An 18,973-nucleotide genomic window follows, 5' to 3' on the forward strand; every position below is an offset into this window, starting at 1 on the left:
AGAGCCAATGCGCTCCGCTTTTTTTTATGACTTATCCCACCAATTCCTGCGCATAGGCGTACAGCGCTTTGAGCTGTGCCATCTTATCTGTATCGTCTTCATGACGCTGATACAGGTCGCTGAGTTCTGACAGATAGGACTGCAAGCGTTCCGGCGTAAATACCGCACGCCGATGTTGCAACCAGCGCTGTTGCTCGCGGTCATCCAGCGTACCGGGGAAATTGCGGGCGCGATAACGGAAGAACAGCGGTTCCAGACGATTATCGGCAAACGTGAGATCCAGCGCGGGGAGATTCTGCGGCGCGGTCTCCTGAATAATCTTCATCGCCATGCGGTCGGCATCGCCAAAGAAGCCATCGTAAAGCCGTAAATCGACATCATCAGACGCGGCGAAAGCGGGGGCTTCGGCAAACAACGCTACCACTTTTTCTCTGATGTCCGTGTTGCTACGTAGCAGCGCCAGATTATCCAGACAGCGTTGACGATCGATGCCCAATCTTGCCGCATCTTCCGGCCGTAAGGTACTGGCTGGCGCTAACACTGGGCACTTATTGATGTGCACCAGCTTGAGTGGAACTACGCTTTGATCGGCAGTCAGCGCATCTCGGCGCGTATATAACCGCTCACGTAATGCCTCGCTGTCCAACTCCAGCAGCGGTGTCATATCGCCAGCCAGATCGCAAATGATGACCGCATTACGGTTATCTGGGTGCCAGGCGAGCGGCACGATCCAACTGGTATTGCTTCTCGCCGCGCCAAACATACCGGAGACGTGAACGAGCGGCTTCATTTGTGGGATATCGATCAGCGCGGAAATTTTGTTTTTATTGCGCAGCGGAAACAGATATTCGAAAAGCTTGGGCTGCGCCTGCTTGAACAGTTTCGCCATCGCGATGGTGGCATAAACGTCGGACATCGCATCATGCGCCTGCTCGTGCGCGATGCCGTTGGCTTTCGTCAGATGTTCAAGACGGAAACTGGGTAAGCCGTCATCGTTTTCGGGCCAGACAATGCCTTCCGGTCGAAGAGCGTAGCAGGCACGTAGCGCATCCAGCAAATCCCAACGGGAATTACCGTTCTGCCAGCTATAAGCGTAAGGATCGTAGAAGTTACGATAGAAAATATTGCGGCTGACTTCATCATCAAAGCGAATATTGTTGTAGCCCATAATGCAGGTGCCGGGCACGCTGAATGCCTCGTGGATCTGACGGGCGAACTCGGCTTCATTGACGCCTTTTGCCAATGCGATCTGCGGTGTGATTCCGGTGATCATCACCGCTTCTGGTTCCGGCAGGTAATCATCGGTCGGGCGACAATAAATAACTAACGGCTCACCGATAATATTGAAATCCATATCGGTACGGACACCCGCAAACTGCGCGGGGCGGTCGCGCGCTGGGTGTTTGCCGAATGTCTCGTAGTCGTGTATGAAAAAAGTGGGTTGTGTTTTATCGGCCATATATGCAGTTAGCTACGTGTATGCGCTGAGCCTGAAGTTAGGAGAAACAGGCTGGAAAGCGGCAAGGATACCATCGAATCGAATTTTCTGCGGTGCTTTCCTGATTTACACCACTTCCCTGACTTACATCAATAGGAAGGGAGACATAATCACTAGGCATGTGTGTGTCCATTCGGTTACAATTTTCGTTTTAATGCGAATGATAATTAAATTCTTTATTACCTCATCGATTATTCTGTGAGGCGCATTCGGCAACAAACAGCGAAATGGAGAACACACTTATGCGGTTAAATGCAGCGTTTGCAGTGAAGGCGACGTTATTGGCATCTATGTTTGTCTTGGCTGGTTGCGATCAGCAGGCATCGTCCCCAGAAGGGAGTCACACGGTAAGCATTGAGCATGCGCAGGGAACCACTCAGGTTCCGCAGCCGCCGAAGAAAGTGATTGTGTTTGATCCTGCGTCATTGGATACGCTGGACGCGTTGAAAGCTGAGGGAATTGCTGGCGTACCAAAAAGCAGCACGCCGCTGCCTGCATTTTTATCAAAGTACAACGGCGATAATTACCTGAACGCTGGGACGCTGTTTGAACCTGCCTATGAAGCGCTCAGCAGCGCTAAACCCGATCTGATTATTGCCGGTGGACGCACGCGCGATGCCTACGACAAACTGAGCGGCATTGCACCGACGATCTCAATGGACGTCGATGAACACCAGTTTATGACGAGCTTTATCCAGCGCATCGAGCAGTTGGGCACCATCTTCGGCAAAGAAGATGAAGCGAAAAAACAGATAGATGACTTTAAACAGCACATCGTCCAAACGCGCGCCAAAACGGAAAACGCGGGCAATGCGTTGGTATTGATGATCAGTGGTGGAAAAATGTCTGCCTATGGTCCCAAATCGCGCTTTGGCTTCGTATTTGATGAGTTGGGCTTCAAACCCGCGACCGAGTTCCCTGATTCAGGCCGTCACGGCAACGTCGTGACATCAGAGTTTTTGTTGAGCGTGAACCCAGAATGGCTGTTTATTCTTGACCGTGACAGTGCGATTGGTCGTCCCGGTGGAGAATCTGCTCAGCAGGTGCTGGATAACCCACTGATTCACAAAACCAACGCCTGGAAAAACAATCACGTGGTCTACCTGGATTCTGCATCGCTGTATATCGCTGGGGGGCTGCAAAGCTACAAAAACCTCGTGAGTACCGTCAGTGACGCATTGGATAAGAAATAACGGCAGATTACGGCAGAATCAATGAAGTCTTTTTACTATTCACTGGGTCTTTTGTTTCTGGCCTGCATGGTCGTTGTCAGCCTGTTTGTTGGGGCCGGGCAGCTAAACATGCAGGCAGTCTGGAACGACCCAGAAATGCGCGATATTTTCTTTATCAGCCGTGTTCCTCGCACTCTGGCTTTGCTGCTGGCAGGCAGTGCTATGAGTGTTGCCGGTCTTATCATGCAGTTGCTGACACAAAACCGTTTTGTTGAACCGTCTCTGGCGGGGACTACGCAGTCGGCCAGCCTTGGCCTGCTAGTGGTGATGATTGTCGTGCCTGGCGCGACGATTTTCACCAAAATGGTGGTGGCGAGTCTGTTTGCGTTGGCGGGCACGTTCCTGTTCATGATGCTGCTACAGCGGATTGTGCTGAAATCTGCACTGGTGGTGCCGCTGGTCGGCATTATGCTGGGCGCGGTCATCAGTTCAATCACCACGTTTGGCGCGATGTATTTTGATCTGTTACAGGCGCTGGGCAGTTGGGAATCGGGTGATTTCTCTGGTGTCTTGCAGGGGCGTTATGAGTTGCTCTGGTTGGTTGGTGTGTTAACGCTGGTGGCCTGCTGGATTGCTGACCGTTTCACGGTTGCCGGAATGGGGCGCGAGTTCTCCGTCAATGTCGGCCTTAACTATCGACAGGTGATGTTGATGGGGCTGAGCATCATTGCCATCGTCAGTGGCGTCGTAGTGGTGGTGGTCGGTAGTCTGCCCTTTATCGGACTGATTGTACCGAACCTGATCAGCATGATGCTGGGCGACAATGTGCGCAAAACGATTCCGTGGGTGTGCCTGCTCGGCGGCGGTCTGGTACTGTGCTGCGACATTATTAGCCGCGTGATTCGCTATCCTTTCGAGATTCCGGTGAGCGTGATTCTTGGCGTCATTGGTGCTGCCGTTTTCCTTCTCTTATTGCTAAGCCAGAAACGCCATGTCAGTCAATGAACGTAATACGGTGCTGACCGGTACAGTCAGCGAAAAACGTGCGGGACTATCGCCTGTCCAGCGATTGCTGTGGCTGACGGGTGTGGCTGTCGTGGTGATCGTACTGTTTATGACCATCAATCTAGGCAGCAACTTACGCTACATTTTGACGCACCGTGGGCTGATGCTGACTACGATGCTGCTGGTGGCGTTTGCGGCCAGTGCATCGACCGTGCTATTTCAAACTGTGACGAACAACCGCGTATTGACGCCGTCGATTATGGGGTTTGAAGCCCTGTTTATCCTGATTCAGACGTCGCTGGTCTTTACTTTCGGCATTAGCGGTATTCCGGGGCTGGGTATTGAGGGCAAATTTGTTCTTGAGACGCTGCTGCTTATTATTTTCTCCGCGCTGCTATATCGCTGGCTGTTTACCGGTAGCCGCAATAACCTGCATCTGGTCTTGCTGGTCGGCATTATCTGCGGCACGTTGTTTCGCAGCATGGCGGGCTTAATGCAGCGTCTGTTGACCCCCGGCGAATTCGCTATCTTGCAGGGGCGGATGTTTGCCACCTTCACCCGCACCGTTCCTGAACTGGTTGCGCTGTCTGTCGTGATTACGCTGGTGGTCGCGGTGGTGATCTGGCGTATGCGCTTTCGTTTTGACGTACTGGCGTTGGGGCGCAATAACGCGATTAACCTTGGCATCGATTACAAACGCAGCGTCACGGTCATTCTGCTGTTGGTTTCCGTGCTGGTCGCTATTTCAACGGCGTTGGTCGGCCCGCTGACCTTCTTAGGTTTTATGGTCGCAAACCTTGCCTATTTGGTCATCGGTTCCAGCCAACACCGTCTGTTATTACCTGCGGCTTTCCTGCTGGGCGTCATTTCACTGGTTGGCGGACAACTGGTGCTTGAACATCTGCTGGATATGTCTGGCGCGCTGTCGGTCGTTATCGAATTTGTGGGTGGATCGCTGTTTATTGTGCTGCTACTGAAAAAGGTTTCCGTGTGATTGAGATCGGCAATGTAACTAAAACGTATAATAACGTGACAGTATTGAACAATGTCACCGCGACGGTGCCTCGTGGTGGCGTCACGTCGATTATCGGCCCGAATGGTGCAGGGAAGTCGACATTGTTGTCCATTATCAGTCGCTTGCTGGAAGCCGATTGCGGGCAGGTAAAAGTTAACGGCATGGATGTGATGACAACGCCAAGCGATAAGCTGGCGACGTGTTTGTCCGTGCTACGGCAGGAAAATCAGTTTACCAGCCGCTTAACGGTGGCTGAATTGGTGGGTTTTGGGCGCTATCCTTATACCAAAGGACGACTGAACGCTGACGATCGTGAACGCATTAGCGCTGCGCTGGCTTTCCTCAACTTAACCGAATTGAAAGATCGGTTTTTGGATGAACTTTCTGGCGGTCAACGTCAGCGAGCCTATGTCGCGATGGTGCTGTGTCAGGACACAGAATATGTGTTGCTGGATGAACCGTTGAATAACCTGGATATGAAACACGCTGTGGCGATGATGAAGCAAATTCGCCGTGCGGCCGACGAGTTAGGTAAAACCATCGTGCTGGTTATCCACGACATCAACTTTGCTTCTGCCTATTCGGACTACATCATTGCGATGCGCAAAGGGCAGATTATCTATACGGGAAAACCCGAAGACATTATGGTGTCCGATGTTCTGGAGGATATTTTTGACACGGAAGTGGCCATCGAAGAGGTTCATAACCAACGTATCGCAGTATATTACCGCTGAATACCCGTCATACTTCAAGCCGCATGTACGTTGGCAATACTCAGCTCATATTCGAGCCTCGCCCTAAAGGGCCGCCGCAAGCGACGTTCAAATCGACTAAGTCAATTTGTCCTTGCTCACCCCAGTCACTTACTTGAGTAAGCTCCTGGGGACTCGTGCGGTCGCCGGCTGCATGCAACTCGAATTATTTAGGGTATGGTTTGGTGACAGAGTATCCGCTTAGCGATGCGTTAGCGCAAAGGGCGTAAGCACTGCTTGAAAGACGCTGGGTATAACCTGTATGGTGAATGCATAAAGAATTTATGTATGACTTAAGGTAAGGGCTAAAGATGGATAAGGACACTAAGCCGTGTTTCCAGGATGTGCTGGAATTCGTGCGCATGTTTCGTCGTAAAAATAAACTTCAACGTGAAATCGTCGACAACGAAAAGAAAATTCGTGATAACCAGAAGCGCGTTCTGCTGCTGGACAACCTGAGCGAATATCTTAAACCTGGCATGTCCATTGAGGACGTGCAAAATATCATCGCTAACATGCGCGGTGATTATGAAGACCGCGTTGATGACTACATCATCAAGAACGCCGACCTGTCTAAAGAACGTCGTGAACTGTCTAAAAAGCTGAAAGCGATGGGCGAAGTTAAGTAACTCAACGCACCGTTTTCTAGCATGAAAGGATCGCTTCGGCGGTCCTTTTTCTTTTTAATTGCCTCATTATCCACCTCCTTCTTTATCATCACTTTTTTCTGTCAATTATGGTGGTATCAAACACCTGAAAAACTGGAATCTCGTTCGCACGACGGATGCCATTTTTTGCAATTCTGCCGTTTTCTTGCGAAGCGCCTCCCTACCTGAGTTTTCTGTGCTGTTGCATCAGCCTGAATGTCTGCAACATCGCGATTGTGAACCACAGGGAAAGAGAGAAGGTGCATCATGGTAATGGACGATGTCGGTAAATAGTCTGGCGTGGGCGAGCGTGCTCGGCATCCTGCCGCTGCTGTTTTTACCGCAGATCCCTGGGTCAACGCTGCTGTGGTGGGGAATGGTGCTTTCTATCTGCGTGATGTTCGTGGCGGGGCATCATGCTGGAATTCGCTTTGGGGCTTTTGTTGCTGTGAGTTTTTGCTGGGCGCTATTGAATGCTCAAACCCTGCTGCTGCAAATTGATAGTATCACGCAGGATTCAGTTAACGCCGTCGTGACGATAAGCAGCATACGATTCAGTGAACACAATGACGCCTTGCTCACTGTTCGGCTCGAAGAAGTCAATCAGCGCCGGGTCTTCCCGCCATTATATGCCCAATTGACCTTATCATCGGCTATGGAACACTGGTGCGGAGGTCAACGTTGGGCAATCACTGCCAATTTTCGACCCATTCATAGTCGATTAAATGAAGGCGGCTTTGATAGCCAACGTTGGGCAGTAGCCAAGCGGCAACCGCTATCGGGTCGTGTACTAGCGGCAAACCTACTTGATGGTCGCTGCGATTTCCGCCAGCGCACGATTGCGCAGGCAGAGCAGCAGGTGAAAGGATTGCCTTGGCGGTCTATTTTACTGGCGCTGACATTTGGTGAGATGAAAACGGTTAGCCCAGAACTCAAGGCGTTACTTCAGAATACTGGAACGATGCATCTGATGGCGATCTCTGGTCTCCATATCGTGCTCGCGGGTCTGGTTGGTTGGGCAATGGCGCGGGTCTTACAGTATGGCTTTCCTGTAACGTGGATTGGCTACCGTTTCCCATTATTGATGAGCACTGTGGCCGCATGGGGATATGTCTGGCTGGCAGGAGGAAACCCGCCTGCTGTGCGATCTGCACTGGCACTTAGCGTATGGATCTGTCTAAAAGTACGGAGCGTTAACTGTTCAGCCTGGCAGGTTTGGCTGTGGTGTGTCGCGTTGATTCTGGTCAGCGATCCATTAAGCGTGCTGTCAGACAGTTTTTGGCTATCTTGTCTGGCGGTGGCCTCGCTGATTTTCTGGTTTCAGTGGGCACCGCTTCCCCATCGGTTACAGACTCGGCGACGGTGGTTCTGGCTGCGCTGGATCCATTTACAAACAGGTATCACACTGCTATTGATGCCTTTGCAACTGCATATTTTCCATGGTTTCAGCATCACCTCTCTACCTGCAAACCTCTGGGCTGTACCTTTAGTGTCTTTCGTTACCACCCCACTGATTTTGCTGGCATTGACCACCATCGCGTTCGCGCCACTGAGTGAGATTCTCTGGTGGCTAGCGGATGTTTCGCTGCGTGTGGTATTTGCACCGCTGACTTATCTACAGACAGGATGGATTTATCTTGATGCGTCTCTGCTATTAGGGAGTATCGCGGGATGGGGCGCGGTGGTGATATGGCGCTTTAACTGGTGGCGAATCCATCCTATGAGTGTCGGTGCCATGATCCTGGTTTTACTCGTTTTTCGCACAAAGAGTGATGAACCGGATTGGCGTCTGGATATGCTGGATGTCGGTCACGGTCTGGCCATCGTGATCGAACAGCGTGGGAAGGCAGTGCTATATGATACGGGAAACCGCTGGGAAGGCGGCGACATGGCGACGCGAGAAATTCTACCTTACCTGCGATGGCGGGGAGTCGATGTAGAAAAAATCATCTTGAGCCACAGTCATATGGATCACATCGGGGGGCTGGAAACGCTACAGACTGCTTACCCTAAAGCAACGATATATAGCGCTATCAAATCTATAAATCATCGTCCTTGCCAGCGTGGTGAGCGCTGGCGCTGGCAGGATCTCACCTTTACCGTCCTGTGGCCTTTAGCGCTCGTTGAGAGAGCGGAAAATAACGGCTCCTGCGTTATCCGTGTTGATGATGGCAAACACAGTGTCTTATTGACGGGCGATCTGGAGGCAGATGCGGAAAAGGCGTTGATTAAGTTAGAACGCAGTGCGCTGCGTGTGAATTTGTTACAAATCCCTCACCATGGCAGCAAAACGTCATCATCACCTCCCTTTATTCGTGCAGTTAATGCTGAGTGGGCTATGGCCTCAGCGGCACGCTATAACCCGTGGCGGCTGCCTTCAGTGAAGATTGTCGAGCGATATCGTCAATATGGTTACTTGTGGCTGGATACTGCGTCATTTGGACAATTAAGTGCACGTTTTTTCAGCGATTCATGGCATGTTTTACGGTTCAGGGATCACATATCGTCGCGTTGGTATCATCAGTGGTTTGGCGTAGAGCGGTATAATGAGTAAAATGGTCGGCTATTTATTCCCTATTCAGGTTCACTACATGCTGAATGATAAAGATCTCTCCACCTGGCAGACTTTTCGCCGCCTATGGCCGATGATCTCTCCCTTTAAGGCAGGGCTTGCTGCCGCTGCAATAGCACTCATTATTAACGCCGCTGGCGATACACTCATGCTTTCACTGCTTAAACCTTTGCTGGATGAAGGGTTCGGTAAGGCAGACCGCTCCGTATTGCTTTGGATGCCGCTGGTTGTCATTGGGCTAATGTTAGTCAGGGGGGCGTCGGGTTTTGTTTCCAGCTACTGTGTGTCTTGGGTTTCCGGCAAAGTGGTGATGAATATGCGCCGCCGCCTTTTCTCCCATATTATGGGGATGCCGGTGTCGTTCTTCGACCAACAGTCTACCGGGACGCTATTATCTCGCATTACCTATGATTCTGAGCAGGTTGCGGCTTCATCATCTGGTGCGTTGATTACCGTCGTCAGGGAAGGGGCGTCGATTATCGGCCTGTTCATTCTGATGTTCTACTACAGCTGGCAGTTGTCTATCATCCTGATTGTGATTGCACCGATCGTGTCGATCGCCATGCGTTTGGTGTCCAAACGGTTCCGCAGTATCAGTAAAAACATGCAGGATACGATGGGACATGTGACCACCAGCACGGAGCAAATGCTTAAAGGCCATAAAGAAGTGCTGATGTTTGGTGGCCAGCGCGTTGAAACTAAACGTTTTGATCAGGTTAGTAATCGGATGCGCCAGCAGGGCATGAAAATGGTGTCCGCCTCATCGATTTCCGATCCTATCATTCAGTTGATCGCGTCACTGGCGCTGGCGTTTGTACTGTATGCTGCCAGCTTCCCTAGTGTGATGGAGACGTTGACTGCTGGGACGATCACGGTGGTGTTCTCGTCCATGATCGCGCTGATGCGTCCGTTAAAATCACTGACTAACGTGAACGCTCAGTTCCAGCGAGGTATGGCTGCGTGCCAGACGCTGTTCGCCATTCTTGATATGGAACAGGAGCGTGACACCGGTAAACTGGAAATCGAACGTGCTAAAGGTGAACTTGAATTCCGTCAGGTGAGCTTCGCTTATCCGGCGAGAGAAAATCTGGCACTGAAGAATATCAATCTGCATATCCCAGTGGGTAAAACGGTAGCGTTGGTTGGCCGCTCTGGGTCAGGTAAATCAACGATTGCCAGTTTGATCACGCGTTTTTACGATATTCAGTCTGGAGAAATTCTGCTTGATGGCCATGATTTACGCGAATATCGCTTGTCTTCCTTGCGTAATCAAGTGGCGTTGGTTTCTCAAAACGTCCATCTGTTCAACGACACGATAGCGAACAATATCGCTTATGCCCGTAACGAACACTATAGCCGTGAAGAAATTGAGCGCGCTGCAAAAATGGCCTATGCGATGGACTTCATCAATAAGATGGAGCACGGTTTGGATACGGTCATCGGTGAGAATGGTGTGATGCTTTCTGGCGGACAACGGCAGCGTATCGCGATTGCCCGTGCGCTGCTGCGTGATAGCCCGATCCTGATCTTGGATGAAGCTACGTCGGCGTTGGATACGGAATCTGAGCGTGCGATTCAGGCAGCATTAGATGAGCTGCAAAAAGATCGTACCGCGCTGGTGATTGCACACCGTCTTTCCACAATTGAAAAAGCGGATGAGATTTTGGTAGTTGAAGACGGCAGAATCATTGAACGAGGCAATCATACCGCGTTACTGGCGGCTAACGGCGCCTATGCTCAACTGCATAGAATGCAGTTTGGCGAATGATTGAGCGCATTTGGTCCGGACAATCGCGGCTTTATTGGCTGCTGCTGCCGCTATCGTGGCTCTACGGACTCATCACTTTTCTGATCCGCCAGAGTTATCAACTAGGATGGCGGAAAAGCTGGCGATCGCCTGTACCTATCGTGGTCGTGGGGAACCTGACCGCGGGTGGCAATGGGAAAACACCCGTAGTCATTTGGCTTGTCGAACAATTGCAGCGCAGAGGTTATCGTGTTGGCGTAGTGTCGCGTGGTTACGGTGGAAAAGCTGAATGCTATCCGCTGCTGCTGGATGAATCGGTGACGACGGCGCAGGCAGGCGATGAACCCGTGCTGATTTTCCAACGCACGGGTGCGCCCGTTGCGGTAGCCCCGCGTCGCGGGGATGCGGTAAGCGAGTTATTGACACGGCACACGCTAGATGTGGTGATCACCGACGATGGATTACAGCACTATGCGTTGGCAAGAGATATCGAACTGGTTGTGATTGACGGGATGCGGCGTTTTGGCAATGGGTGGTGGCTGCCAGCGGGTCCGATGCGGGAAAGAGAAAGTCGCCTGGCGTCAGTGGATGCCGTCATTGTTAACGGCGGTGTTCCGCAAACAAACGAGATAGGCATGACATTAACGGCGGGTATGGCGGTTAATTTACTGTCAGGTGAATCCTGCCCGCTAAGTCAGTTGCATGATGTCGTTGCTGTGGCGGGCATCGGACATCCTCCTCGCTTTTTTGCTACGCTGCGTGATGCGGGAGTGAACATTGCACGCGAAGTCGCCTTTGCTGATCATCAATCGTACCAGCCAGAACAGCTCGAATCACTGACTCGAGATGCGACACAACCTTTGCTGATGACCGAAAAAGATGCGGTAAAATGTAAGGCATTTGCCCAGGATAACTGGTGGTATCTGCCTGTTGATGCGGTGTTAGCTGAGCCCCTCGGCACACAATTGCTCGACAAACTAGAAGATATGCTTAATCGGAATGCTGGCAGCAGAACGTAAATCGTCCTTCTGCTACGGTTTTAGGTATCCCCTGTGGGTATCAACTTATTAGATCGCTGCTACGGCGAAAGAAAATGTCGGTCATTGATCGGCCAAAGATGGAGGAAGCATGGATCACCGTTTACTTGAGATTGTTGCCTGTCCTGTTTGTAATGGTCGGCTGTATTTTAATAAAGAGAAACTGGAGCTGATATGCAAGGTCGATGGGTTGGCCTACCCAGTTCGTGATGGTATCCCCGTGCTGCTGGAGAATGAGGCGCGTAAACTTGGGGCTGACGAGATAACACAATGACCTTTACTGTGATCATCCCAGCGCGCTTTGCATCAAGCCGACTGCCGGGTAAACCGCTGGCGGACATCAACGGCAAACCGATGGTCGTTCATGTGATGGAACGTGCTCTGGAATCAGGGGCTCAACGCGTTATTGTTGCCACCGATCATCCTGACGTCGAGGTTGCTGTACGGCAAGCTGGTGGTGAAGTGTGCCTGACTCGCGCCGATCATAATTCTGGCACAGAGCGTCTGGCTGAAGTCATCGAGCGCTACGGTTTTACCGATGATGACATCATTGTTAACGTTCAGGGCGATGAACCACTCATTCCTTCCGTTATCATTCGTCAGGTAGCGGAAAATCTCGCAGCCAGTAAAGCAGGAATGGCGACGCTGGCAGTACCGATTGAAACCAGCGAAGAAGCCTTCAATCCGAATGCAGTAAAAGTAGTGACCGACGCTGAGGGATACGCGCTGTATTTTTCTCGTGCGACAATTCCTTGGGACAGAGAACGTTTTGCTCAGTCGAAGGAAACTATCGGCGATCATTTCCTGCGGCATATCGGTATTTATGCCTATCGTGCGGGTTTTGTTCGTCGTTATGTCACCTGGGCTCCGAGCCAACTGGAGCAAATCGAACTACTGGAGCAACTGCGTGTGTTGTGGTACGGCGAGAAGATTCATGTTGCAGTTGCTAAAGCCGTGCCTAGCGTTGGTGTTGATACACCAGAAGATCTGGCCCGTGTGCGACAAGTCATAGCTTGTCAGTAAAACGTATTACGCTAACCGGCTATGAGTATTTTATGGGGCGTCTATTCATTACGGAGTAGACACCCATAAAATTCTTCTTAATACCGTCACTTTATTTTTAAATTCTTTAGTATTTATTTAGATAACTATTCTTAAATTTTCTCAAATTACGTTGCATCGCTTTATTTATGCAGATACTGCATTCCCATCCTGAATTGAATTGCTGCGAGTGGAACTTTTATTTTCATATTTAAATGCTACTATCAATTCGCCATGTTTTTGCATGGCGTTTTTTGTTATTTCAACTAAGGATGGTAATGATATGAATGCTAAACGTTATATAGCAAAAGTTTTTCTCGGCGGTATGTTAATGGGGGCAGCTGCGAGCAGCAGTGCGGCGGTTTATTACATGGCACCTAACGGCGATGACGCGAGTAACGGCAGTAAAAACTCTCCTTGGAAAACGATCGATCGCGCACAGAAAACGTTAAATCCGGGCGATCGTCTGTGGATTCGTGGCGGCAAATACGTATTCACCAAGGGGCTGAACGTCTGTGCGACGCGTACCGATGTAGTGAATGCGGTCACGCTGAGTAAGAGCGGTACGGAAGGTAAGCGCATTGAATATTGGGCGTCCAGCGGAGAAGTGCCAGTTTTTGATTTCAGCCAGATGCAGGACGATTGCCGAGTCAAAGGATTCAATGTTGTTGCCGATTGGGTTTCCGTTAAAGGGTTGGAAATAACCGGTGTTCCGCAACGTAATAACCTTAACCATGAATCCTGGGGCGTGTGGAACAGGGGCAGCAATAATATATTCGAGCAATTGAATATCCACCATATTATGGGTACGGGCCTGTTCATCCAGCGTGGAGGAAATAATCTGGTATTGAATAGCGACTCTCACCATAATTACGATCCACTGACCTCTAATGGTGCAGGTCAAAGCGGAGATGGCTTCGGTGCGCATATCCCTGCTAACCAACCGGGTAATATTTTCCGTGGTTGCCGTGCATGGGCAAACTCAGATGATGGCTTCGATTTAATTAATGCCTATTCTCCGGTGTTGATTGAAAATTCCTGGGCCTGGTCGCACGGCTATCTACCGGGGACGACACAATCACTGGCTGCGGGTAACGGCAATGGTTTTAAAATCGGCGGCTATGGTGGCGTTTATGTGGCAAATGCGGTGAAACATACCGTGCGTAACTCGGTTGCGTTTTTAAATAAGGCCGCTGGTTTTTATGCCAACCACCATCCGGTAGCGAACGATTTCTTTAACAACACTGGCTATAAAAATAACCCGAACTTTAATATCCGCGGCATTGATGCAAGCGGAAAAGCGATTGGGCTAGGTACGCTGCGCAACAACGTTTCTCACGGCGGTAAAGACTTGTCGTTCTCCGACGGGGCGAACATGCGTTATAACTCGTGGGATCTGAAAATTGTGGTATCAGATGCTGATTTCGAGAGCGTCTCTGTGACCGGATGGGATGCACCGCGTCAGGCGGACGGCAGCTTGCCAGTACTGAAGAGCCTGCATCTTGCTTCGGGTAGCACGCTGATCAATAAAGGTGGGGATGTCAAACTGCCTTACAAAGGCTCGGCTCCAGACTTAGGTGCCTTTGAACGCGAATAATAATGAAGTGTTAGTACACTAGCCCATCACTCACGATATCCCCCGTTGACGAGCAGGGGATATCGCTGCAATAACCTCGGCAGGGCGTGTTCCCTGCCGTTATTGATCCTCCTTTATTTGATCTGCGTTGAAGTATTTGTCCTCTGCTCGCCGCATCATGGTGGGTGGAGCTATTTGGCTCAGCTGAGGTATAGCCGTTTATGGAACAGTTGAAATCGGAACTCAGTACGGTTTTGGGGGAAAGCCTCAGCCGACTTGAGCGCATAAGCGAACAGCCCTATGCGGATCTGTATGCCTTGTATGATAAAGAAGGTAATGCGATTCCTTTGCTGGCTAAAAGTTATGTTTGCCAGGGGGTGGCGCAGCAGGAAGCTTATAAACTTTCGATGCTGGCGCGTGAAGGCGATGTCCGTTTGCCAACCGTTTACGGGCTGGTAGTGACACAGCAGCAGCCTTATCGAGAACTGCTGCTGATTGAACGCTTGCGTGGTGTGTCGGTGGAGGCACCGCCAAGAAATGCTCAGCGCTGGACGCTGCTGATGGACCAAATTGTTGAAAACGTATTAGCCTGGCATCGGATTGATAGCCATGGTTGCGTGGGCTCTGTCGATAGCACGCAGGACAATGATTGGTTCAGTTGGTATCAACAACGTCTGGAAGTCCTGTGGTCTACGTTGCTTAATGTCAATGCACCGCAGCTCACGCAGCAGGACCGTACCGTGCTTTATCGCTCGCGCCAGTGTCTGGAAATGTTGTTTGAGGATTTTGACGATAACTGTGTATTGGTGCACGGTAACCTTTCGCTACGCAGCATGTTGAAGGATGCGCGTAGCGACCAGCTATTAGCGATGATTAATCCGGGGATGATGTTGTGGGCACCCAGGGAGTATGAACTCTTTCGGCTTTGCGAATCCGGCATGCCGGAGCAACTACTTTATCACTACCTCAAACAGGCACCGGTATCTGAATCTTTCGTCTACCGGCGCTGGCTCTATGTCATTTGGGAAGCGATATCCCGTTATATCCATACGGGACAGCTAGACCGTCAGCTATTTGATGTGGCTTCCCGCGAGTTGTCTCCCTGGCTGGAATGAGTCTGCGGTTGTTCCGCGTCGTGCGGTGCTGCCGTGGTTCCCTTTAGTAACTGCCAGAGTCGACCGAGCGTTTCATACCAGGCTCGCTCGCTGTGCGATAAATAGTAAGCAGACGGGAACACTTTCTCCCACGGATTGAGTGCAGACGTGATCGCCATCTGATTCGCCGGAGCGGGAATTGGCGCTAGCCCCTGAGCCTGGAAAAAACGAATCGCGCGAGGCAGATGATTAGCCGAGGTCACCAGCAGGAAAGGGCGATCGCCAACAATTTTAGCGGTTGCCGCCGCTTCTTCTTCCGTATCCCTTGGCGTATCCAGTATGACAATATCCTGCTGAGGGATGCCCAAACTTTCTGCTACCAGCGCTGCGGTTTTCGCACTACTGACAGGGTTCCCTTGTGCTGCACCACCGGTAAAAATCAATTTTGCACCAGGGTTGGCATGATAAAGGCGAATACCTTCCGTGACGCGCGGGAGGCTGTTGCTGATAAGGTTGGAGCTGGGTGCCCATTCCGCGTTATAGGTATATCCCCCGCCTAGCACGACAATATAGTCGGCTTTGCTTGCCTGCGGCGTCTGTTGCCAGGTTGGGTACTGTGATTCCAGTGGTAACAAGAGTCGATCGGCAACAGGTTGTAGGCTGAGTAGAATAAGCATCAGCCAACTGGCTAAAACTATCGTTTTTCCCGTGCGCTGCCGCCGAGTAAACCAGAGCAACAACAGGCCGACACCCATCAAAAGTAGTAGCAATGGCAGAGGTTGTAGAAGGCCACCGACGAACTTTTTGAGTGTGAAAAGCATAAAATCGCATTCCTTTTGAGTGAAAAACCCGCATCTGGGAAGATATCATGCGGTAAGGCCATTTATTCTAAGCCAGCCTGTGCCAAAATGGCAGGCCGGAAAAAATTGCATCGTGCAGACATGTGCTGCACGAGCTTCACCGTTTATATGATGCGGAACAATGACAGATGCAGGATCGCAATTTTAACGATATTGCCGAAAAATTTGCTCAGAATATCTATGGCACAACGAAGGGGAGACTTCGGCTAGCGGTATTGTGGCAGGATCTTAGCAATCTTTTGGCCCAGCTTCCGGCACGGCCTTTGCGCATCCTTGATGCGGGAGGCGGTGAAGGGCAGATGGCCTGTCGTCTGGCTGCTTTAGGACATCAGGTATTGTTGTGCGATGTTTCCGATGAGATGATTCAGCGCGCCAAAAACACGGCAGCGGAGCAGGGCGTTACCCATAATATGCGTTTTGTGCAGTGTGCCGCACAGGATATCGCGCAATATATGGAAAGCCCCGCCGATCTGATATTGTTCCACGCGGTGCTGGAGTGGGTTGAGCAACCGCAGCAGGCGCTGAGAATATTGTATGATTGCCTGTCGCCGGGCGGTGCGCTGTCTTTGATGTTTTATAACCATCACGGACTGTTGATGCGTAACATGGTGCTGGGCAATTTTGATTATGTTCAGGTCGGTATGCCTAAGAATAAACGGCGCTCGTTATCGCCAAATCACCCGCTGAATCCGCAAGACGTGTACGGCTGGCTTGATGAGATGGGGATGACTATTAGCGGAAAAACTGGCGTGCGTGTGTTTCATGACTATTTGCAGAATAAGCAGCACCAGATTGATAAGTTTGCCGACATTCTGGAGCTTGAGCAGCGGTATTGCCGACAAGAGCCTTTTGTGAGTTTGGGCCGTTATATCCATGTCATGGCGCATAAACCCCCTTTGAAGGATGCATTATGAGTGATTTTTCCCAGACTGTACCCGAACTGGTCGCCTGGGCACGAAAAAACGATTTCTCCATTTCCCTCCCCACCGAACGCCTGGCGTTTTTGATGGCGATTGCCACGCTTAATGGCGAGCGTATGGATGGTGAAATGAGTGAAGGTGAGCTGATTGATGCCTTCCGTCATGTGAGTCAGGGATTTGATCAGACGAACGAAACCATTACCATCCGCGCCAATAATGCGATTAATGACTTGGTACGTCAGCGGTTGCTTAACCGTTTTACCAGTGAGCAGGCGGAAGGCAATGCGATTTATCGTCTGACGCCGCTGGGAATCGGTATTACCGATTACTACATCCGGCAGCGTGAGTTCTCGACGCTGCGGCTTTCCATGCAGCTTTCTATCGTAGCGCAAGAACTCAGTCGTGCGGCCGATGCGGCGGAAGAAGATGGCGATGAGTTCCACTGGCACCGCAACGTATTTGCGCCGCTGAAATATTCCGTTGCTGAAATTTTTGACAGTATTGATTTGTCGCAGCGCGTGATGGATGAACAGCAGCAGGGCGTTAAAGACGACATTGCTGCGCTGTTAAATCAGGACTGGCGGGCGGCGATCAGTAGCTGTGAACAACTGCTGACGGAAACGTCATCTACGCTGCGTGAATTGCAAGATACGCTCGAAGCTGCTGGCGACAAATTGCAGACGAGCCTGTTGAGCATTCAGGATGCGATTATGAATAACCCGCATAATCTGGAGTTTGTCGATAAGCTGGTGTTCGACCTGCAAAACAAACTTGACCGCATTGTGAGCTGGGGACAGCAGACGATAGATCTGTGGATTGGTTATGACCGCCACGTACATAAGTTTATTCGTACCGCCATTGATATGGATAAAAACCGCGTCTTTGCTCAGCGATTGCGTCAGTCCGTACAGAGCTATTTCGATAACCCGTGGGCGCTGACGTTCGCCAATGCGGATCGTCTGCTGGATATGCGTGACGAAGAGCTGACATTGCGTAGTGAAGAAGTGACCGGTGAACTGCCGCCAGAACTGGAATATGAAGAATTTAGTGAAATGCGCGAGCAGTTAATCGCACTGGTCGAGCAGGCGCTGCATAAATATAAGGCGCAGCAGATCCCGCTTGATTTGAGTGAAGTGATGCGTGAATACCTCGCGCAGTATCCTCGCTCGCGGCATTTTGATGTTGCCCGAATCGTGGTCGACCAGGCAGTACGCCTGGGCGTAGCCGACACAGATTTCACCGGATTGCCTGCATTGTGGCAGGCGATCAATGAGTACGGAGCCAAGGTGCAGGCCCATGTCATCGACAAATATTGAACAATTTATGCCAGTAAAACTGGCAACCGCGCTGTCGAATAGTCTCTTTCCTGCGCTGGACAGCCAATTGCGCGCCGGGCGCCATATTGGTATTGAAGAACTGGAAAACCACGTGTTTTTGATGGATTTTCAGGAAGTGTTGGAGGAGTTCTACAGCCGTTACAACGTGGAACTGATCCGCGCGCCGGAAGGATTTTTCTATCTGCGTCCGCGCTCTACCACGTTGATCCCGCGCTCTGTGCTGTCTGAGCTGGATATGATGGTAGGGAAAATTCTCTGTTATCTCTATCTGAGCCCGGAACGTCTGGCACATGAAGGCATTTTCAGCCAGCAGGAACTTTATGAAGAGCTGCTGAGTCTGGCGGATGAAAGTAAGCTGCTGAAGTTGGTTAACCAGCGCTCCACCGGTTCCGATCTGGATCGTCAAAAATTGCAGGAAAAAGTCAGAACCTCGCTTAACCGCTTACGCCGGCTAGGCATGATCTACTTTATGGGCAATGACAGCAGCAAGTTCAGAATTACTGAATCAGTATTCCGTTTCGGGGCTGATGTGCGCAGCGGCGATGATGCCCGTGAAGCACAGTTACGAATGATTCGCGATGGTGAAGCGATGCCTGTTGAAGGTAGTTTGTCGCTGAAAGATGACAGCGACGACAATGATCGCACCGATGATACCGCGCCAGAAACGGGCGAGGATGAATAAGTGTTGAGGATGAACAGG

Annotated in this window: 17 protein-coding genes; 15 read left to right on the top strand and 2 right to left on the bottom strand. The window is 50.8% G+C overall.

From position 1 onward, the window contains the following. Nucleotides 1-31: 31 nt before the first annotated feature. Nucleotides 32-1,459, bottom strand: coding sequence for an exodeoxyribonuclease I (gene sbcB / locus A0G03_RS00005; RefSeq protein WP_048260538.1), 1,428 nt, complete (start codon nucleotides 1,457-1,459; stop codon nucleotides 32-34). A gap of 281 nt (nucleotides 1,460-1,740) precedes the next feature. Between sbcB and A0G03_RS00010 the strand changes: the two genes are divergently transcribed. The 12 genes from A0G03_RS00010 to A0G03_RS00065 all read left to right on the top strand — a co-directional run bounded on the left by A0G03_RS00010 (nucleotide 1,741) and on the right by A0G03_RS00065 (nucleotide 15,177). Next, the gene (locus A0G03_RS00010; protein ID WP_189315136.1) at nucleotides 1,741-2,691 is read left to right on the top strand and encodes a siderophore ABC transporter substrate-binding protein; all 951 of its coding nucleotides are present in this window, start codon (nucleotides 1,741-1,743) and stop codon (nucleotides 2,689-2,691) included. A 21-nt stretch (nucleotides 2,692-2,712) separates the two neighbouring features. Then, nucleotides 2,713-3,675, top strand: a complete 963-nt coding sequence (locus A0G03_RS00015; protein ID WP_048260534.1) for an ABC transporter permease — start codon at nucleotides 2,713-2,715, stop codon at nucleotides 3,673-3,675. Then, nucleotides 3,662-4,669, top strand: coding sequence for an iron chelate uptake ABC transporter family permease subunit (locus A0G03_RS00020; RefSeq protein ID WP_048260532.1), 1,008 nt, complete (start codon nucleotides 3,662-3,664; stop codon nucleotides 4,667-4,669). The genes A0G03_RS00015 and A0G03_RS00020 overlap by 14 nt, the downstream gene beginning before the upstream one ends. Beyond that, nucleotides 4,666-5,424: an iron ABC transporter ATP-binding protein gene (locus tag A0G03_RS00025; RefSeq protein ID WP_048260530.1), complete on the top strand. Its 759-nt coding sequence runs from the start codon at nucleotides 4,666-4,668 to the stop codon at nucleotides 5,422-5,424. The genes A0G03_RS00020 and A0G03_RS00025 overlap by 4 nt, the downstream gene beginning before the upstream one ends. Before the next feature lie 329 nt (nucleotides 5,425-5,753). After that, nucleotides 5,754-6,071, top strand: a complete 318-nt coding sequence (gene tmaR, locus A0G03_RS00030; RefSeq protein WP_005967626.1) for a PTS system regulator TmaR — start codon at nucleotides 5,754-5,756, stop codon at nucleotides 6,069-6,071. 298 nt (nucleotides 6,072-6,369) lie between these two features. After that, nucleotides 6,370-8,643, top strand: coding sequence for a ComEC family protein (locus A0G03_RS00035; RefSeq protein WP_048260529.1), 2,274 nt, complete (start codon nucleotides 6,370-6,372; stop codon nucleotides 8,641-8,643). Between the two features lie 37 nt (nucleotides 8,644-8,680). Then, nucleotides 8,681-10,429, top strand: coding sequence for a lipid A ABC transporter ATP-binding protein/permease MsbA (gene msbA, locus A0G03_RS00040; protein ID WP_048260614.1), 1,749 nt, complete (start codon nucleotides 8,681-8,683; stop codon nucleotides 10,427-10,429). Continuing rightward, on the top strand, nucleotides 10,426-11,427 hold the full coding sequence (gene lpxK / locus A0G03_RS00045; protein WP_048260527.1) for a tetraacyldisaccharide 4'-kinase: 1,002 nt from the start codon (nucleotides 10,426-10,428) through the stop codon (nucleotides 11,425-11,427). The genes msbA and lpxK overlap by 4 nt, the downstream gene beginning before the upstream one ends. Before the next feature lie 109 nt (nucleotides 11,428-11,536). Beyond that, complete coding sequence (locus A0G03_RS00050) at nucleotides 11,537-11,719, top strand: Trm112 family protein (protein ID WP_005967647.1); 183 nt, start codon at nucleotides 11,537-11,539, stop codon at nucleotides 11,717-11,719. After that, a complete protein-coding gene (gene kdsB / locus A0G03_RS00055; RefSeq protein ID WP_048260525.1) occupies nucleotides 11,716-12,468 on the top strand; it encodes a 3-deoxy-manno-octulosonate cytidylyltransferase in 753 nt (250 codons plus the stop codon). The genes A0G03_RS00050 and kdsB overlap by 4 nt, the downstream gene beginning before the upstream one ends. 301 nt (nucleotides 12,469-12,769) lie before the next feature. Continuing rightward, entirely contained in the window at nucleotides 12,770-14,083 is a 1,314-nt protein-coding gene (pelN, locus tag A0G03_RS00060) for a pectate lyase PelN (RefSeq protein ID WP_048260523.1), read from the top strand. 200 nt (nucleotides 14,084-14,283) lie between these two features. Beyond that, on the top strand, nucleotides 14,284-15,177 hold the full coding sequence (locus A0G03_RS00065; protein WP_048260521.1) for a YcbJ family phosphotransferase: 894 nt from the start codon (nucleotides 14,284-14,286) through the stop codon (nucleotides 15,175-15,177). Here the strand turns inward: A0G03_RS00065 and elyC are convergent. Further along, nucleotides 15,129-15,977 carry an envelope biogenesis factor ElyC gene (gene elyC / locus A0G03_RS00070; protein ID WP_048260519.1) on the bottom strand — a complete coding sequence of 283 codons (849 nt, stop codon included), beginning with the start codon at nucleotides 15,975-15,977 and terminating at the stop codon, nucleotides 15,129-15,131. The two genes, A0G03_RS00065 and elyC, sit on opposite strands and share 49 nt — an antisense overlap. Nucleotides 15,978-16,144: 167 nt before the next feature. Between elyC and cmoM the strand changes: the two genes are divergently transcribed. The 3 genes from cmoM to mukE are packed head-to-tail and all read left to right on the top strand — an operon-like array spanning nucleotide 16,145 to nucleotide 18,955. Then, nucleotides 16,145-16,930 (top strand): tRNA uridine 5-oxyacetic acid(34) methyltransferase CmoM, encoded by a 786-nt coding sequence (cmoM, locus tag A0G03_RS00075; RefSeq protein WP_048260517.1) that lies wholly within the window; start codon nucleotides 16,145-16,147, stop codon nucleotides 16,928-16,930. Further along, the gene (gene mukF, locus A0G03_RS00080) at nucleotides 16,927-18,252 is read left to right on the top strand and encodes a chromosome partition protein MukF (RefSeq protein WP_048260516.1); all 1,326 of its coding nucleotides are present in this window, start codon (nucleotides 16,927-16,929) and stop codon (nucleotides 18,250-18,252) included. Before cmoM ends, mukF begins: the two co-directional genes overlap by 4 nt. Further along, nucleotides 18,233-18,955, top strand: a complete 723-nt coding sequence (gene mukE / locus A0G03_RS00085) for a chromosome partition protein MukE (RefSeq protein ID WP_048260514.1) — start codon at nucleotides 18,233-18,235, stop codon at nucleotides 18,953-18,955. Before mukF ends, mukE begins: the two co-directional genes overlap by 20 nt. Nucleotides 18,956-18,973 lie beyond the last annotated feature (18 nt).

The organism is Pectobacterium peruviense, assembly GCF_002847345.1.
In the GTDB taxonomy this organism is placed as follows: Bacteria; Pseudomonadota; Gammaproteobacteria; order Enterobacterales; family Enterobacteriaceae; genus Pectobacterium; species Pectobacterium peruviense.

What these genes read in the sequence shown, in the direction of transcription:
- sbcB (WP_048260538.1), bottom strand. Translation starts at nt 1,459, where the DNA reads ATGGCCGATAAAACACAACCCACTTTTTTCATACACGACTACGAGACA.
- A0G03_RS00010 (WP_189315136.1), top strand. Translation starts at nt 1,741, where the DNA reads ATGCGGTTAAATGCAGCGTTTGCAGTGAAGGCGACGTTATTGGCATCT.
- A0G03_RS00015 (WP_048260534.1), top strand. Translation starts at nt 2,713, where the DNA reads ATGAAGTCTTTTTACTATTCACTGGGTCTTTTGTTTCTGGCCTGCATG.
- A0G03_RS00020 (WP_048260532.1), top strand. Translation starts at nt 3,662, where the DNA reads ATGTCAGTCAATGAACGTAATACGGTGCTGACCGGTACAGTCAGCGAA.
- tmaR (WP_005967626.1), top strand. Translation starts at nt 5,754, where the DNA reads ATGGATAAGGACACTAAGCCGTGTTTCCAGGATGTGCTGGAATTCGTG.
- A0G03_RS00035 (WP_048260529.1), top strand. Translation starts at nt 6,370, where the DNA reads ATGTCGGTAAATAGTCTGGCGTGGGCGAGCGTGCTCGGCATCCTGCCG.
- msbA (WP_048260614.1), top strand. Translation starts at nt 8,681, where the DNA reads ATGCTGAATGATAAAGATCTCTCCACCTGGCAGACTTTTCGCCGCCTA.
- lpxK (WP_048260527.1), top strand. Translation starts at nt 10,426, where the DNA reads ATGATTGAGCGCATTTGGTCCGGACAATCGCGGCTTTATTGGCTGCTG.
- A0G03_RS00050 (WP_005967647.1), top strand. Translation starts at nt 11,537, where the DNA reads ATGGATCACCGTTTACTTGAGATTGTTGCCTGTCCTGTTTGTAATGGT.
- kdsB (WP_048260525.1), top strand. Translation starts at nt 11,716, where the DNA reads ATGACCTTTACTGTGATCATCCCAGCGCGCTTTGCATCAAGCCGACTG.
- pelN (WP_048260523.1), top strand. Translation starts at nt 12,770, where the DNA reads ATGAATGCTAAACGTTATATAGCAAAAGTTTTTCTCGGCGGTATGTTA.
- A0G03_RS00065 (WP_048260521.1), top strand. Translation starts at nt 14,284, where the DNA reads ATGGAACAGTTGAAATCGGAACTCAGTACGGTTTTGGGGGAAAGCCTC.
- elyC (WP_048260519.1), bottom strand. Translation starts at nt 15,977, where the DNA reads ATGCTTTTCACACTCAAAAAGTTCGTCGGTGGCCTTCTACAACCTCTG.
- cmoM (WP_048260517.1), top strand. Translation starts at nt 16,145, where the DNA reads ATGCAGGATCGCAATTTTAACGATATTGCCGAAAAATTTGCTCAGAAT.
- mukF (WP_048260516.1), top strand. Translation starts at nt 16,927, where the DNA reads ATGAGTGATTTTTCCCAGACTGTACCCGAACTGGTCGCCTGGGCACGA.
- mukE (WP_048260514.1), top strand. Translation starts at nt 18,233, where the DNA reads ATGTCATCGACAAATATTGAACAATTTATGCCAGTAAAACTGGCAACC.